A 15,317-nucleotide genomic window follows, 5' to 3' on the forward strand; every position below is an offset into this window, starting at 1 on the left:
TTATGTGATCGAACCGTTGAAAAGTGGCTCAATTTTAGATTATCAAATACAATATATCGTCTGTTTTCAAAGTTTCAATTACTGAAAGGAAGAAAACTAAATAAAAAGGACTTTGAGAAAACAAATAAAGATGTAATTCCAATTTTAATAGGATATGGTTATCACAATGTATTTCACATTGGCGATCGATTTCAAGCTTTAGCTGGTTTAGGAGAGAATGCGTTTTTTGTTACATACGAAGTCGTTGGGATATTGGAAAAAGGGGCGAAATGGTTATCCGCGAATGATTATCTTATTGATTATGCTAATGAGCTGGATCGTTTTTTTGTCGCTCCATATTTTCCTGAGGAAAGAGACGGAAGAGCAATGGATGTTGCGGTACGGCTAAACAATCTATTTTTGCAGCTATCCGATAAGAAGGATTTCCCATACGTTAAAAAAATAATTAAACAGAAAGGGCAAGAGCTTGGTATTTATCCGACAGTAAAAACAATTTCTAATGAGATGAAAGATTACCAAAATAATACAAAACAAAGCGTACGATTTACTCTTACGGTAGGATTGTTTTTCGTTGCTGTTACGCTTATTGGGGTAATTTCTGTGACGATATCTTCTATCCAAGCGCGTAAATACGACATTGGGGTTATGATGGTGACGGGGGCAAGTAAGCACGATATCGGGCGAATGGTTGTGATGGAATTATCTTTAATTGTGGTCACTTCAGCCATTATTGGTGTTATGCTAAGCTATTGGACAGAATGGAACAATACATTTTTTGAACATAATATTCGATTACAAGCGTTCACCTGGTCGTTGTACGTGAAAATTATGGTTGTTTCATGTTTTATCATTTTAATATCTTCGTTGATTCCACTTTGGAGTGTAAATAAATTAGCATTGCGCAATTTGGTGGAAGGGGGATAGATAGATGTTCATTGAATTACAAAATGTAACAAAAATATATGGTAAGGATGAATATGCAACGAAGGCGTTGAATCAGGTGAGCCTACAAATTGAACAAGGGGAGTTTATTGCAATTATGGGTCCTTCTGGTTCAGGGAAATCGACTTTATTAAATATTATCGGATGTATGGATGTTCCAACAGAAGGGGTATATCGGCTTGAAGGGAAAGATGTAACGAATTTAAATGACAAACAGCTAAGCGATATTCGTAACAAAAAGCTTAGTTTCATTTTTCAACATTTCGCATTAATGACGAACTTTACTGTATTTGAAAATGTTGAACTTCCATTACTAAAACGAAACATGCAAAAAAAATTAAGGAGAGAAAAAGTTGAATATTACTTAAACAAGCTTGGTATTTTTCATTTGCGACAAAAAAATATCTCTAAATTGTCGGGAGGACAAAAACAACGAGTTGCTATTGCAAGGGCAATGGTAGCAGAAACGGACATCGTTTTAGCTGATGAACCGACAGGATCGCTTGACCGTCAAAATGGACAGCAAGTAATGGAGCTTCTTCAACAAATGAATGAAGAGGGGAAATGTATTATTGTCATTACACATGATGAAAAAATAGCTTCTTATGCTAATCGTATGATCTATCTTAGTGATGGGTGCATTCAGCTAGATAAGAGGAAGGGGGTAGTGTAGATGGGCAAGAAGTTGTTGTTTTTGTTCGGCAGTCTTACATTTGTTGTTTTGTTAAGTATGCTGTATTACACATTCATATACAAAGAGACATTTGAATCATCTGCAGAAGGGTTATTTTTACCTGAACAGTATGAGGAAAAATATCGTGTTTTCGAAGCAACTATTGAGGTAAATAAAATAAAGTATGAAAAGTTGCATATTGATCATCGCATCCAGCTCAAAGGCGGCAGTTTAATATATGAACTGTATGATCCAAAAGGAAATGTTGTCGATCGGGGGGAAGTAACGATTGCACAACCGTTAAGCAAGCAGTTGAATGTAGCACCACAAAAAGGGGTATGGAAGGCGAAATATTATACAAACAAAGATACAAATGGAAAGTATATATTGGTGTTTCAAGGTGGTCGGAGATAAGATGTTTTTGGATATATAATTTTGATATGAAACAAGTTTATATCGTATACAAGCTGATGTAGTGGGCGTCCCGTAAAGGATGTCCCTTCTTTTTGTTTATGGTACACTAATAGGGGAAAGCGAGGGACGGATGGTGAAACAAACGAAGACGAATGCTGTGCGCATGCTCGATCGCGCACGTGTGCCATATGAATTGCTCACTTATGACTATGCCGATGGGCAAATTGATGGGAGATCGGTTGCGAAAAAAATTGGACAACGTGAAGAGATTGTATATAAAACGCTTGTGACAAAAGGGACGAGCGGACAACTTTACGTGTTCGTCATCCCTGTCGCAGCGGAGTTGCATGTAAAAAAAGCGGCGGCTGTTGTTGGAGAAAAAAGCGTGCATATGTTGCCTGTGGCAGACATTGAAAAAATGACAGGGTATGTGCGCGGCGGTTGTTCACCAATTGGGATGAAAAAAATGTACGATACGTATGTTGACGAATCAGCTCTTGCGCACGAGCAAATCATTGTGAGCGCAGGAAAAATTGGCATGCAAATGAAGCTTTCTGTTCAAGACTTATTAAAGTTGACAAATGGGAAAACCGCACATGTCATTAAAGCGTAGGAGGGTTGTCGCATGCGAATGGCAAAAGAGGAAGAACAGCAATGGCTAGTACAACGTATAGAAGAAGGATTGTTAACTGACGACAATCGCTTGCTTTGGGAAATGATTTTGCCAAGTCGCTTAAAGCGAATGTACGATGTGTTAAGCGAACGGACGAGGTATATTACCATTTTGACGGAAGCGGTAGACGACCCACACAATCAAGCAGCCGTGTTGCGTTCAGCGGAAGCGTTCGGTATTCAAGACGTTCATGTCGTCATCGGAGCGGCTCCATTTGAACCGAATAAATGGGTGACGCGACATGCGGACAAATGGTTAACCGTGCATAAACATTCATCGATTGAGCGGGCAATTCGCCATCTCCAACAAAACGGCTATCAAGTATATGCGAGCTATTTAGGAGAAGGAACAATTCCGCTTGAACAAATTGACGTAGCGAAACCGACAGTGCTTTTGTTCGGAAATGAGCATCGTGGCGTATCAGAAGAGGCGCTTGCTTTGGCAGATGGAAAGTTCGTCATTCCGATGAATGGATTTGTGCAAAGTTTCAATATTTCCGTTGCAGCAGCTATTTCTCTTTACGATGTGACGAAGCGGGCGAAACAAGTGGTGAACGAGCGCTATCATCTGTCGTTAGCGGAAAAGAAAGAAATATACGAACATTGGATGAAGCTTTCACTTAGCCCACGACTAAGAAAAATGGTGGAAAGTAAAATGGGGGGACGCAATGATTAAAGCTGTTATTTTTGATTTAGATGGCGTCATTGCTGATACGGTTGAGCTGTACTATATCGCGACAAAACGCGTCGCCGATGAAATCGGAGTGCCCTTTGATCGACAGCTCAATCAAAAGCTGCAAGGTATGAGCAGACAGGCGATGGTTGAGGCGCTTCTTGGGGAAAAGGCGCGTGAATGGTCGGAAGAAGAAAAGCGAGCCCTTGGCGACCGGCGCGGTCAATATTATCGTGAGTTGATCGAGCAATTGTCGCCAAGTGACGTGTTGCCGGGAATGATAGATCTCCTTCGCGACATTCAGCGCGACGGTGTCCCGATGGCGCTCGCATCGTCAAGTTCAAATGCAAGTGTAGTTGTTGAGCGGCTCGGTGTGTGTTCATTTTTTGACGTCATCGTCGACGTAAAAACAATTACGCGCATGAAGCCCGATCCAGAAATCTTTTTAACGGCCGCTAAACATCTTTATGTCGATCCGCGCTTTTGTGTTGCCGTTGAAGACGGTGAGGCAGGGATGAAGGCGATTAAGCAAACAAATATGTTTTCCGTCGGTATCGGGGATCATTTGGCATCCTTATCTTCGGACTGGCTCGTACAACGGACGGAGCAATTGGCATGGGATGAGTTGAAAGTAAAATTTATGCAAAAAGCTGGTCCATGACGACCAGCTTATTTTGCTCCTAATATTTGTTTTGCTTTTTCAACAAGTTGTTCTGATGGCGTTGGAATGCCTTCAAGCGGATACGTAAGTCCAAGTGCTTTCCATTTGTATACGCCGAGTTGATGATATGGAAGCACTTCAATCTTTTCGACGTTGTCTAACGTGCGAATGAATGCAGCTAAGCGACGTAAATCTTCCTCATCGTCTGTGACGGTTGGAACGAGCACATGACGAATCCAAACGGGTACGTTTCGCTCTGATAATAGGCGCGCAAACGCTAAAATATGTTCATTCGTTTTTCCTGTTAGTTTACGATGTTTTTTTTCATCGATATGTTTCAAATCAAGCAAAATTAAATCTGTATATTGAAGCAATTCATTCAGTTTTTGCTGGAACGATGCTTCTGTCGAGTAACATCCTCCAGACGAATCGATCGTTGTATGAATACCAAGCTGTTTACAGCGACGAAATAACTCAATTAAAAAGTCGATTTGTAAAAGCGGTTCCCCACCGCTTACTGTAATCCCACCACCGGATGCTTGCATAAACGGCAAATACGTTTCAGCGTCAGCAATAATTTCCTCGACCGACATTTGTTTTCCTTTGCCGATGTCCCACGTATCTGCGTTATGGCAATATTGGCAGCGCAATAAACAGCCTTGTGTAAAAATGACGTAGCGAATACCGGGACCATCCACTGTTCCGCATGACTCGATCGAATGAATAAATCCGTTCATGTTGTTTTCCTCCTAGGTAGAAAGCTCCCACATCGTGTGGGAGCTTTCATTACATTGTTTCATGGAACGTCCGATTAATGACATCAATTTGTTGTTCGCGTGTTAATTTAATAAAGTTCACCGCATAGCCTGATACGCGGATGGTGAGCTGCGGATATTTTTCTGGGTGCTCCATCGCATCGAGCAACGTTTCGCGGTTAAAGACGTTGACGTTCAAATGGTGACCGCGTTTTTTAGCATATCCGTCTAAAATGGCCACAAGGTTTTGAACGCGTGTTGCATCATCTTTACCAAGCGCTTTTGGCACGATTGAGAACGTGTTTGAAATGCCATCTAATGCATATTCATACGGTAATTTTGCAACAGAGCTTAACGATGCAAGCGCACCTTTTGTGTCGCGGCCGTGCAATGGGTTAGCGCCAGGTGCAAACGGTTCGCCCGCGCGACGGCCGTCAGGTGTATTTCCTGTCTTTTTCCCATAGACGACGTTTGACGTGATTGTTAAGATCGATGTTGTATGTTTTGAATCGCGATACGTTTTATGTTTGCGCAATTTTGTCATAAAGCGCTCAACAATATCGACAGCAATCGAATCTACACGATCATCGTTGTTACCGTATTTCGGGAAGTCGCCTTCAATTTCAAAGTCGACAGCTAAGCCGTTTTCGTCGCGAATCGTTTTTACTTTTGCATATTTCATTGCGCTTAATGAGTCGGCGACAACAGAAAGGCCGGCGATTCCCGTTGCCATTGTGCGCATGACATGTGTGTCGTGGAGCGCCATTTCAATGCGCTCATAACAATATTTATCGTGCATGTAATGGATGACATTTAATGTATTAATATACAATTCAGCAAGCCATTCCATGACGTTATCAAACTTGCGCATCACTTCATCGTAATCTAAGTATTCAGATGTGACTGGCGCAAATTCTGGACCGATTTGCACTTTTAATTTTTCATCTACGCCGCCATTAATCGCATATAATAATGCTTTCGCAAGGTTTGCGCGCGCGCCGAAAAATTGCATTTGTTTGCCGATGCGCATGGCGGATACGCAGCACGCAATGCCGTAGTCATCGCCGAACTCAGGGCGCATTAAATCGTCATTTTCATATTGGATAGAACTTGTTTGAATCGACATTTTCGCGCAATATTTTTTGAACGCTTCTGGCAATTGTGTGGACCAAAGCACCGTTAAGTTTGGTTCCGGTGCAGGCCCTAAGTTGTCGAGCGTATGCAAGAAGCGGAACGAGTTTTTCGTCACAAGCGGACGGCCGTCAATCGCGACACCGCCGATCGACTCGGTTACCCACGTTGGGTCGCCGCTAAATAGCTCATTATATTCTGGTGTTCGCGCGAATTTGACGAGGCGCAACTTCATAACGAAATGGTCAACGAGCTCTTGTGCTTCTTTTTCTGTTAATGTCCCTTCTTGCAAGTCGCGTTCGATATAAATATCTAAAAACGTAGAAACGCGACCTAAACTCATTGCTGCACCGTTTTGTTCTTTAATCGCAGCGAGGTAAGCAAAGTATAGCCATTGAAACGCCTCATGTGCGTTACGCGCCGGCTTTGAAATATCGTAGCCGTAGCTTGCAGCCATTTCTTTTAGTTCTTGGAGGGCGCGAATTTGCTCTGCTAGTTCTTCGCGGAGACGAATAATGTCTTCGCTCATTGTACGCGCACCTGTGTTTCGTAAGTCTTTTTTCTTTTCTTCAATTAAACGATCAACGCCGTATAAAGCAACGCGGCGATAGTCTCCGATAATGCGGCCGCGTCCGTATGCATCAGGGAGTCCTGTAATAATTCCGGCTTTACGTGCCGCTTTCATTTCGTCCGTATACACGTCAAATACGCCTTGGTTATGCGTTTTACGATATTGAGTAAAAATTTTCTTTACGTCATCGCTCACTTCATATCCGTAAGCTTCGCACGCCTGCTCCGCCATGCGAATGCCCCCAAATGGCATGAGCGCTCGCTTAAATGGCTGATCTGTTTGAAAACCGACAACTTTTTCAAGTTCCCTGTTTAAATAGCCTGGTCCGTGCGACGTGATGGTCGATACAATTTCTGTATCCATGTCGAGAACGCCGCCTTTTTCGCGTTCAAGTTTTGAAAGTTCCATCACTTGTTCCCAAAGTGTTTTTGTCGCTTCAGTTGGACCTTGTAAAAACGATTCATCCCCTGTGTAAACGGTTACGTTATTTAAAATAAAGTCGCGAACGTCAATTTCTTTTTTCCACTTATCACCTTTAAACGTTCTCCATGCGTCCGTTAACGCTTCATTCACAGTAAGTAGCGCCATCATAATCTCCTCCCAATCATTAAGGAATAGTACCCCCTATATAAAGAATACTACTTTATTACACGCGCGGGAGAATAAAGTGTTGAAAAATTTGTGAAAGATTGAACGAAAACATTTTTTAAAATAAAGATTTTTCCAAAAATTATTTTTATAAAATTTGTTGCATAAAAACAAAAAAGCTGATAATATGTGAAACATGAGGAGCATAACATGTTTATACACAAGTATTTATTATTTTACAGCAAATAGTAAGGGGGAATAACAATGATAAAAAAAGGAATGATTGCAACACTTGTTTTTACACTTATGTTTGCGCTTGTCGGATGCGGCGGTTCGACAGAAAAAACGGCAACAACAGAAAAGAAAATTACCGTTGTAACAGATGCAGCGTTTGCCCCGTTTGAATATATGGATAAAGGGGAAATTGTCGGATTTGATGTCGACTTATTAAAAGCAGTCATGGAAGAAGCAGGGTTAGAATATGAATTAAAAAATATCGGCTGGGATCCATTGTTTGCGGCTATTCAAGGGAAAACAGCAGATATGGCTGTTTCGGGCATTACGATTAACGACGATCGGAAAAAAACATACGACTTCTCTATTCCTTACTTTGAATCAACACATATGATTCTTGTGAAAGAAGGAAGTTCAATTCAAAGCGCAAAAGATTTACAAGGAAAAGTAGTCGGGGTCCAAAATGGTACAACTGGACAAGAAGCAGTTGAAAAAATTTTAGGAAAAGAGAATAAAAACATTAAAAAGTTTGAGAATACGGTCGTTGCGATTATGGATTTATTAAATGGCGGTGTGGAAGCAGTTGTGACGGACAATGCGGTAGCGAACGAATACGTAAAAAATAATCCGGATGCTAAAATTGTAGCGTTTGAAGATCCAGATCATTTTGAATCCGAATTTTACGGTTTTATGTTCCCGAAAGGTAGCGAGCTCAAACAAAAAGTAGACGAAGCGTTGAAAAAAGTCATTGAAAATGGCACGTATGCAGAAATTTATAAAAAGTGGTTTGGCACAGAACCGAATATTGAATCATTACAACAACAGCAATAACATGGACGTAAAAGTTGCGTAACTGTCTCCAGTTACGCAATTTTTTCAAAGGGAAAGGTGAGACATATGGATTTTCGTTTTGATATTGTAGTTGAATATGCGCCGTTCTTTCTTAAAGGGGTATTGTGGACGATCGGCCTATCATTAGTCGGTATCGTCTTTGGGACGATGCTCGGGTTAGTAATTGGGCTTGGAAAAATGGTTCAAAACCGCTTCATTCGTCTTCCGTTTGATTGGTACGTTCATTTTTTCCGTGGAACACCGCTATTTGTACAAATTTTACTTATTCATTTCGGTGTCATGCCGATGTTTACAGCACAGCCGAATCCGCTCGTATCAGGGGCGATTTCTTTATCGTTAAACGCAGCTGCGTATATCGCAGAAATTTTCCGGGCCGGCATTCAATCGATCGATCGTGGTCAAATGGAAGCAGCTCGCTCGCTCGGTATGACACATGTACAAGCGATGCGCTACATCATTTTACCGCAAGCGATTAAGCGAATGATCCCACCGCTTGGCAATGAATTTATCGTCCTTATTAAAGACTCGTCACTTGCGGCTATCATTGCAGCACCTGAACTAATGTATTGGGGACGGGCGATGCAAGGTCAATATTATCGCGTTTGGGAGCCTTACTTAACTGTTGCCCTTATTTATTTAATTCTCACTCTTTCGCTAAGCAAGCTGTTACACCGGTTAGAAAGAAGGTATGATGCATGATTCAAGTGACCAACTTAAAAAAATCGTACGGATCGCTACATGTGTTAAAAGGAATTGACGTGCATATTCGTGAAAAAGAAGTTGTCGTTGTCATTGGTCCTTCCGGTTCAGGAAAATCGACATTTTTACGTTGTTTAAACATGCTTGAAGATTTCGATGAAGGCGATATTATCGTCGATGGATTCCATTTAAAAGATCCGAAAACGGATTTAAATAAAGTGCGCGAAGAAGTAGGAATGGTATTTCAACGATTCAATTTATTTCCACATATGACGGTGCTTGATAACATTACACTTGCTCCGATGAAAGTGCGCAAATGGCCAAAGGAAAAAGCGACAGAAAAAGCGCTACAATTGCTTGCCAAAGTCGGTTTGCAAGATAAGGCGAACGTATATTCGGACTCTTTATCGGGCGGACAGGCGCAGCGGGTCGCGATCGCTCGTGCGCTTGCGATGGAACCGAAAGTGATGTTGTTTGATGAACCGACATCTGCCCTTGATCCAGAAATGGTCGGTGAGGTGCTTGCGGTTATGAAGCAGTTGGCGAAAGAAGGAATGACGATGGTCGTCGTGACGCATGAGATGGGATTTGCGCGTGAAGTTGGGGATCGTGTTCTCTTTATGGACGGTGGAGTGATCGTAGAGGAAGGAACGCCACAACAAATTTTTGATGCACCACAACATGAGCGAACGAAGTCGTTTTTATCCAAAGTGTTATAGGAAAAAGGTGTCCCGTTTGTCAGGACACCTTTTGTTTTTTTATGCTAATAGTTGTTTTTCCAAAGCTACTTCAACCGGAACGTAGTCGTAACCGAGGTCGCGTGCGACAGCTTCGTATGTGATTTCTCCGTTTGCGACGTTTACACCGAGGCGTAATGCAGGGTTGTCGGCAACCGCTTTGTGTACCCCTTTATTTGCGATTTGCAATGCGTACGGCATTGTCACGTTTGTAAGCGCAAGTGTTGATGTGCGCGGAACAGCTCCTGGCATGTTTGCTACCGCGTAGTGAACGACGCCGTGTTTCACATATGTTGGGTTGTCGTGTGTCGTCACATGGTCGCTCGTTTCAACGATGCCGCCTTGGTCAATTGCTACGTCAACGATGACAGAGCCTGGTTGCATCTCTTTTACCATTTCTTCTGTCACAAGTTTTGGCGCTTTCGCTCCAGGAATTAATACGGCACCGATCACAAGGTCGGACTCGGCGACAGCTTGCGCGATGTTCATCGGGTTAGACATAAGCGTATTAATTTGGCTTCCGAAAATATCGTCAAGTTCACGCAAACGTTCGGCGCTTAAGTCGATAATTGTTACGTTTGCGCCTAAGCCGATTGCCACTTTGGCAGCGTTTGTTCCAACGACTCCACCGCCGATAATCGTTACTTTTCCGCGGCTAACGCCTGGAACGCCGGAAAGAAGAATACCTTTTCCGCCTTTTGTTTTTTCAAGGAATTGGGCACCGATTTGCGCTGCCATACGTCCCGCCACTTCGCTCATCGGAGTTAAGAGCGGTAGCGTGCGACCAACTTGTACCGTTTCATAAGCGATCGCAATGACACCTTTTTCTTTAAGTGCACGCGCTAACTCAGGCTCAGCAGCAAGGTGTAAATATGTGAATAGTATTAATCCTGGACGGAAGTATTCGTATTCGCTTGGTAGCGGCTCTTTCACTTTCATAACCATATCCGCTTGCGCCCATACATCTGCGGCACGCTCAACAATTTGTGCCCCTGCGCTCACGTACGCTTCATTTGTGAAACCGCTTCCAATCCCTGCATCTTTCTCAATTAATACAGTATGTCCATTGCTGACGAACGACATGACGCCAGCAGGTGTAATGGCTACGCGATTTTCGTTATTTTTAATTTCCTTTGGAACACCAATAATCATGTGCTGTTTCCCCTTTCAAGTTGTCTTTTCGTATTATCTACAGTATAAATGTTTTTTATCACTTGTTGTTTGTTAAGAAAGGAGAAAGAAAAAACGAGCTTTTGTGGATTTCCACAAAAGCTATGTTGCTCGATATTTGTCTAATTTCATATCAACGTACAGTTTTACTTTTTCACTCATATTGCTTAAATCGATATGTCCGATTTCGCTAATTCGCTTTAGCCGATAAGCAAGCGTATTTGGATGAATATTGAGCGCTTTTGCCGTTTCGTTCACATTGCTGTCGTGATCGAGATACGTTTCGATCGTTTCGACTAAGTTTGTATGATGTTGAGCATCGTATTGTTTCAGTTTGTTGAGCGCAGCGTTGTGGAAATCCCCATGTCGCTTTTTCTCAAAAAGTAAATCGAAAAACTGATACATGCCGAGATGTTGGTAACTTTGAACATCGGCAAGTTGATGAGGAAATGCGCGCTTCATTTTTAATACGGTTTGTGCTTCTTCGTAGCTTTTAGCGATGTTCGTATAACATTCGTATACGTTCCCGAAAGCCCCCATTACAATGTCGACGCGAAAACGTTCTTTCATTTGCGTCATAAACGAACGGAAAAACCGTTCAATATGCGCTTCACCGTAGACGTTCGAACTTGGGGCGACAAGCACGATGAGCCGTTGATGATCGATCGTATAGAGCGGCACGGCAAGCTGTTGTGTCGTCTTTAATAAGTAATCAATTTGTCTTTCCACTTGCGTTTGAATATGTTGTTGAAATTGAAAAATGCCAACAGCAAAAAACGGATATACGTGTACGTTTAATTCGTTGCATTGTTCAACAATATCGTGCGGAGACGAAAAGTGTCCGGTTAATAGCTTCCAAAAAAATTCTTGAATGCGCTCTTCTTTTTTATGCTTCCGAATTTGCACTTGCAACAATAAATTTTTTGCCGCTTTTGCCGCCTGTTTTAATACATCGAATTGTTGTTCCGTCCAAGGTTCATCCATTTCAATTGCCCAAATAAATCCGAGAACCTCTTTATTTTTCCAAATTGAAATGGCGATGCGGTTGCCAAGTCCTACTTCTGAAATTTGTGTCACACGGACAGGTTGTTCGCTTTGCAAAAGCTTTGGAATCACTCCTTCACGCCATAAACTGTTAATGACCCGCTCTGGTACGCGTCGGTGAATGATGGTCGCTGTGCGGGCGGGATCAGTGTAATGTTCATGTCCGCTATAAGCCATTAAGCGATGGTTTGCATCTTCAATTGTAATCGGACATTGTAATAGTTCGCTCACACGATCGGCAAACTCCTCTAAGCTGTCAAAATGAGTGGCAAAAGGGTTCACAAACATCCACTCCGTTTCGTATGTTGTCTTATGATTATTGTAGCATATTGACAAATGAAAGAGCTTACTTTAACTTATAAGAAGAAGCTAAATACCGTAGGATTGTGACTGCATAAGCAGGCAAGACCTAAAACGGATGGGAGGGTCGTGTCTTCCTTGCGTTTTAGGTCTTTTGTTTTTATCCAAATAATTCTTTGTAAGGGGGATATTTCAAATGTTTAAATGGCTTCGTAAACGTGAGGAAACGATTGTCGCCCCGTTAACAGGAAATGTACGACCGCTCGATGATGTTCCAGACCCTGTATTTGCCCAAAAGATGATGGGAGAGGGTTTGGCGATCGAGGCAATAGACGGTGTTGTTGTTTCACCAGTCAATGGAGAAGTCGTACAAGTATTCCCGACGAAACATGCAGTAGGTTTGCGTTCAGAGGGAGGATTAGAAATTCTTATACATGTTGGAATCGATACTGTTCATATGCAAGGGGAAGGGTTTGAAGCGTATGTGAAAGCGGGAGAGCGTGTGAAGGCTGGTGACTTGCTTTTGTCGTTTGATGTATCGCTTGTGCAACAAAAGGCGAAAAGCGATCTTACTCCTGTAGTCATAACGAACGGGGATGCGGTGAAAGAGTATGGTTGGGAACATGTGGAACAAGTGGAAAGAGGAAAGACCGTTTTAATGAAAGTACATTTGAAGTAATATAAGTGATATAACGAAATAGATCGCTAAGGGGACGAAGATGACGTTGCGAATTCATAAAATTTTAAATAATAACGCCGTCGTTGTATTGGATGAGGGTCAAGAAAAAATTGTAATGGGACCAGGTATTGCATTTCAAAAAAAGAAAAACGACATCGTACCTCGTGCGAAAATCGAGAAAATTTTTGTGATGGAAGAAGAAAACGAAAAATTCCAAGAGTTGTTGCGTACTCTTCCTGAAGAACATATCGATATTGCCGAAGAAATTATTAGCTATGCAGAAGGACAGCTGCAGGCACCGTTGAATAACCACATTCACATTGCATTAACGGATCATTTGTCGTTTGCGATTGAACGCATTCAGCAAGGGTATCAAATTCAAAATAAATTGTTAAATGAAATTAAAGTGCTGTATAAGAAAGAGTACCAAATTGGTCTTTGGGCAAAGCAGCTTATTCGCGAGCGTCTCGGTATTGACATTCCGGATGATGAAGTTGCCCATATTGCGCTTCACATTCATACCGCGAAAATGGACGCAGCCAGTATGAATAAAACGTTACAGCAAACGACTTTAATTCGTGAAATGATTGATTTCATGAAGCAAACGTTACGCATTCATATTGATGAAGAAAGCATATCTTATCAGCGGCTTGTTACCCATTTACGTTTTGCGCTTAATCGAATAGAAAATGGTGAGCTGTTTCATACTATGGACCCAGACATGTTAGCGCTTATTCAAAAAAAGTACGAAAAAGAATTTGCATGTGCGATGGCGATGGCTGAATATGCGAAAAAAGAATACGGCATCGAATTTCCTGTGACGGAACTCGCTTATATTACGTTGCATATCCAACGTCTAACTACAAAATAATATATTTGTTGTATATTGACTTAAATTGAATAACAAGTTAAAATGAAAGCGGATAAAAATTGAATGATGTAGGATTGTGACTGCTTTGCAGGCAAGACCTAAAATGTACGACGAAGCTTAACGGCATTCGTATGTACGTTTTAGGTCTTTTTGTTTTCCATATAATAACAGGAGGGGTGAATATGAATTACGAACAAATTAGTGAGCAACTCGTTTCGTTGCTAGGCGGGAAGGAAAACGTCATTAGCGCTGTTCATTGTGCAACTCGTCTTCGTCTTGTTTTAAAAGACGAAACAAAAGTGAACCACGAAGCTATTGAACAATTAGATGGGGTGAAAGGTGCTTTTTCTAGCTCCGGTCAGTATCAAATTATTTTTGGTACAGGTGTTGTCAACAAAGTATACGAACAGTTTGTCAAAGAAGCAGGTTTACAAAACGTAAGTGCTGATGTGCACCAAGAAGCAGTCAAGCAAAAAATGAATCCGCTTGCTCGGCTCGCGAAAACATTGTCTAATATTTTTGTTCCGATTATCCCTGCCATTGTAGCTAGCGGTTTATTGATGGGATTACTTGGTATGATGAAAGCGTTTAATTGGGTAGCACCTGATAGCGCCTGGATTGTATTGTTGGACATGTTTTCAAGCGCTGCTTTCATCATTTTGCCAATTTTAATTGGCTATAGTGCTGCCAAAGAATTTGGTGGAAATCCGTTTTTAGGAGCAGTTATTGGTGGAATTATGACCCATCCAACTTTATTAAATCCATGGGGATTAGGAAGTGCTGAACCAGAGTATTTGCATTTCCTCGGCTTTGATATCGCCATGATCGGGTATCAAGGAACTGTTATTCCGATCTTACTTGCGACATATGTCATGAGCAAAATTGAAAGAAGTTTACGAAAAGTTGTTCCGCATGCAGTAGATTTACTTGTCACGCCATTTGTGACTGTCATTTTAACAGGCTTTACTGCTATTTTAGTAATCGGCCCACTTGGAAACATCGTAGGGAAAGGTATTACAACAACGTTAAATTTTGTATATGATACAGGCGGGGCGTTGGCAGGTCTTATTTTCGGTGGTTTGTATTCGATGATCGTCATCACAGGAGTGCATCATAGCTTCCATGCTATCGAAGCTGGTTTGCTTGCCGATATTGGTAAAAACTATTTATTGCCTATTTGGTCAATGGCAAACGTTGCCCAAGGTGGAGCAGGTTTGGCTGTATTTTTAAAATCAAAACGGACGAAAACGAAGGAAATCGCTTTGCCAGCTGCATTTTCCGCTTTTCTCGGCATTACTGAGCCTGTTATTTTTGGGATTAACTTAAAATATCGAAAGCCGTTTATTGCAGCAGCAATTGGTGGAGCGGCTGGTGGAGCGTATGTTGTATTTACAAACGTTGTCGCCAATGCATATGGATTAACGGGCATCCCAATGATTGCGATCGTCGCACCAATGGGGATGACGAACTTAATAAATTATTTAATCGGTTTTGCGATTGCTGTCGGTACAGCGTTTGTGGCAACATGGATATTAGGATTTAAAGAAGAATAAGAGGCGAGCGAATACTCGCCTTTTTTTGTAGGAGGGAATAACGGTCAACTACCCCCACTTAGCTAACGCTTGAAGCGGGGGCTTGCAACTCCCCAGAA

16 protein-coding genes are annotated in these 15,317 nt (G+C 41.8%); 12 read left to right on the forward strand and 4 right to left on the reverse strand.

Annotation, left to right across the window (positions count from 1 at the left end; translation table 11 throughout):
* The 6 genes from V7Z64_RS06590 to pgmB all read left to right on the forward strand — a co-directional run.
* Nucleotides 1-924 (forward strand): ABC transporter permease (locus V7Z64_RS06590; RefSeq protein ID WP_334109811.1); only part of this gene is annotated, 924 nt, incomplete at its 5' end.
* Nucleotides 925-928: 4 nt separating this feature from the next.
* Nucleotides 929-1,615, forward strand: coding sequence for an ABC transporter ATP-binding protein (locus tag V7Z64_RS06595; RefSeq protein ID WP_297990679.1), 687 nt, complete (start codon nt 929-931; stop codon nt 1,613-1,615).
* Entirely contained in the window at nt 1,616-2,029 is a 414-nt protein-coding gene (locus V7Z64_RS06600) for a hypothetical protein (protein WP_297990678.1), read from the forward strand.
* A gap of 130 nt (nt 2,030-2,159) precedes the next feature.
* Nucleotides 2,160-2,642 carry a Cys-tRNA(Pro) deacylase gene (gene ybaK, locus V7Z64_RS06605; RefSeq protein WP_003397138.1) on the forward strand — a complete coding sequence of 161 codons (483 nt, stop codon included), beginning with the start codon at nt 2,160-2,162 and terminating at the stop codon, nt 2,640-2,642.
* Between the two features lie 18 nt (nt 2,643-2,660).
* Nucleotides 2,661-3,377 (forward strand): TrmH family RNA methyltransferase, encoded by a 717-nt coding sequence (locus tag V7Z64_RS06610; protein ID WP_442885071.1) that lies wholly within the window; start codon nt 2,661-2,663, stop codon nt 3,375-3,377.
* Nucleotides 3,370-4,035: a beta-phosphoglucomutase gene (gene pgmB / locus V7Z64_RS06615; RefSeq protein ID WP_297990676.1), complete on the forward strand. Its 666-nt coding sequence runs from the start codon at nt 3,370-3,372 to the stop codon at nt 4,033-4,035. Before V7Z64_RS06610 ends, pgmB begins: the two co-directional genes overlap by 8 nt.
* Nucleotides 4,036-4,043: 8 nt before the next feature.
* On the opposite strand, the gene pflA is transcribed toward pgmB, so the two are convergent.
* Nucleotides 4,044-4,772, reverse strand: coding sequence for a pyruvate formate-lyase-activating protein (gene pflA / locus V7Z64_RS06620; RefSeq protein ID WP_003397135.1), 729 nt, complete (start codon nt 4,770-4,772; stop codon nt 4,044-4,046).
* A gap of 49 nt (nt 4,773-4,821) precedes the next feature.
* A complete protein-coding gene (gene pflB / locus V7Z64_RS06625; protein ID WP_297990675.1) occupies nt 4,822-7,080 on the reverse strand; it encodes a formate C-acetyltransferase in 2,259 nt (752 codons plus the stop codon).
* Nucleotides 7,081-7,344: 264 nt separating this feature from the next.
* On the opposite strand from pflB, the gene V7Z64_RS06630 reads away from it, so the two are divergent.
* From V7Z64_RS06630 to V7Z64_RS06640, 3 genes are all read left to right on the forward strand, one after another.
* The gene (locus tag V7Z64_RS06630) at nt 7,345-8,145 is read left to right on the forward strand and encodes a basic amino acid ABC transporter substrate-binding protein (protein ID WP_297990674.1); all 801 of its coding nucleotides are present in this window, start codon (nt 7,345-7,347) and stop codon (nt 8,143-8,145) included.
* 66 nt (nt 8,146-8,211) lie between these two features.
* Nucleotides 8,212-8,865, forward strand: a complete 654-nt coding sequence (locus V7Z64_RS06635) for an amino acid ABC transporter permease (protein WP_003397130.1) — start codon at nt 8,212-8,214, stop codon at nt 8,863-8,865.
* Entirely contained in the window at nt 8,862-9,584 is a 723-nt protein-coding gene (locus V7Z64_RS06640; protein ID WP_297990673.1) for an amino acid ABC transporter ATP-binding protein, read from the forward strand. Before V7Z64_RS06635 ends, V7Z64_RS06640 begins: the two co-directional genes overlap by 4 nt.
* 39 nt (nt 9,585-9,623) lie before the next feature.
* Here the strand turns inward: V7Z64_RS06640 and ald are convergent, their stop codons facing one another.
* Nucleotides 9,624-10,754, reverse strand: coding sequence for an alanine dehydrogenase (gene ald, locus V7Z64_RS06645; protein ID WP_297990672.1), 1,131 nt, complete (start codon nt 10,752-10,754; stop codon nt 9,624-9,626).
* Between the two features lie 120 nt (nt 10,755-10,874).
* Nucleotides 10,875-12,104: a PucR family transcriptional regulator gene (locus V7Z64_RS06650; RefSeq protein ID WP_297990671.1), complete on the reverse strand. Its 1,230-nt coding sequence runs from the start codon at nt 12,102-12,104 to the stop codon at nt 10,875-10,877.
* A 208-nt stretch (nt 12,105-12,312) separates the two neighbouring features.
* Here V7Z64_RS06650 and V7Z64_RS06655 point away from each other — a divergent pair, with 208 nt between their 5' ends.
* The 3 genes from V7Z64_RS06655 (at nt 12,313) to V7Z64_RS06665 (ending at nt 15,219) form a co-directional block, all read left to right on the forward strand.
* Nucleotides 12,313-12,795 (forward strand): PTS sugar transporter subunit IIA, encoded by a 483-nt coding sequence (locus tag V7Z64_RS06655; RefSeq protein ID WP_003397122.1) that lies wholly within the window; start codon nt 12,313-12,315, stop codon nt 12,793-12,795.
* Nucleotides 12,796-12,835: 40 nt separating this feature from the next.
* Nucleotides 12,836-13,666 (forward strand): PRD domain-containing protein, encoded by an 831-nt coding sequence (locus tag V7Z64_RS06660; RefSeq protein WP_297990670.1) that lies wholly within the window; start codon nt 12,836-12,838, stop codon nt 13,664-13,666.
* 182 nt (nt 13,667-13,848) lie between these two features.
* On the forward strand, nt 13,849-15,219 hold the full coding sequence (locus V7Z64_RS06665; RefSeq protein ID WP_297990669.1) for a sucrose-specific PTS transporter subunit IIBC: 1,371 nt from the start codon (nt 13,849-13,851) through the stop codon (nt 15,217-15,219).
* The last annotated feature ends 98 nt before the right edge of the window (nt 15,220-15,317 follow it).

Source organism: Anoxybacillus sp. (genome assembly GCF_036834105.1).
Taxonomy (GTDB): Bacteria; Bacillota; Bacilli; order Bacillales; family Anoxybacillaceae; genus Anoxybacillus.

Bases quoted from the DNA above. Each gene is read 5' to 3' on its own strand.
- V7Z64_RS06600 (WP_297990678.1), top strand. From the start codon at position 1,616: ATGGGCAAGAAGTTGTTGTTTTTGTTCGGCAGTCTTACATTTGTTGTT.
- pgmB (WP_297990676.1), top strand. From the start codon at position 3,370: ATGATTAAAGCTGTTATTTTTGATTTAGATGGCGTCATTGCTGATACG.
- V7Z64_RS06595 (WP_297990679.1), top strand. From the start codon at position 929: ATGTTCATTGAATTACAAAATGTAACAAAAATATATGGTAAGGATGAA.
- V7Z64_RS06630 (WP_297990674.1), top strand. From the start codon at position 7,345: ATGATAAAAAAAGGAATGATTGCAACACTTGTTTTTACACTTATGTTT.
- V7Z64_RS06660 (WP_297990670.1), top strand. From the start codon at position 12,836: ATGACGTTGCGAATTCATAAAATTTTAAATAATAACGCCGTCGTTGTA.
- V7Z64_RS06665 (WP_297990669.1), top strand. From the start codon at position 13,849: ATGAATTACGAACAAATTAGTGAGCAACTCGTTTCGTTGCTAGGCGGG.
- V7Z64_RS06655 (WP_003397122.1), top strand. From the start codon at position 12,313: ATGTTTAAATGGCTTCGTAAACGTGAGGAAACGATTGTCGCCCCGTTA.
- ald (WP_297990672.1), bottom strand. From the start codon at position 10,754: ATGATTATTGGTGTTCCAAAGGAAATTAAAAATAACGAAAATCGCGTA.
- V7Z64_RS06650 (WP_297990671.1), bottom strand. From the start codon at position 12,104: ATGTTTGTGAACCCTTTTGCCACTCATTTTGACAGCTTAGAGGAGTTT.
- ybaK (WP_003397138.1), top strand. From the start codon at position 2,160: ATGGTGAAACAAACGAAGACGAATGCTGTGCGCATGCTCGATCGCGCA.
- pflB (WP_297990675.1), bottom strand. From the start codon at position 7,080: ATGGCGCTACTTACTGTGAATGAAGCGTTAACGGACGCATGGAGAACG.
- V7Z64_RS06610 (WP_442885071.1), top strand. From the start codon at position 2,661: ATGGCAAAAGAGGAAGAACAGCAATGGCTAGTACAACGTATAGAAGAA.
- pflA (WP_003397135.1), bottom strand. From the start codon at position 4,772: ATGAACGGATTTATTCATTCGATCGAGTCATGCGGAACAGTGGATGGT.
- V7Z64_RS06635 (WP_003397130.1), top strand. From the start codon at position 8,212: ATGGATTTTCGTTTTGATATTGTAGTTGAATATGCGCCGTTCTTTCTT.
- V7Z64_RS06640 (WP_297990673.1), top strand. From the start codon at position 8,862: ATGATTCAAGTGACCAACTTAAAAAAATCGTACGGATCGCTACATGTG.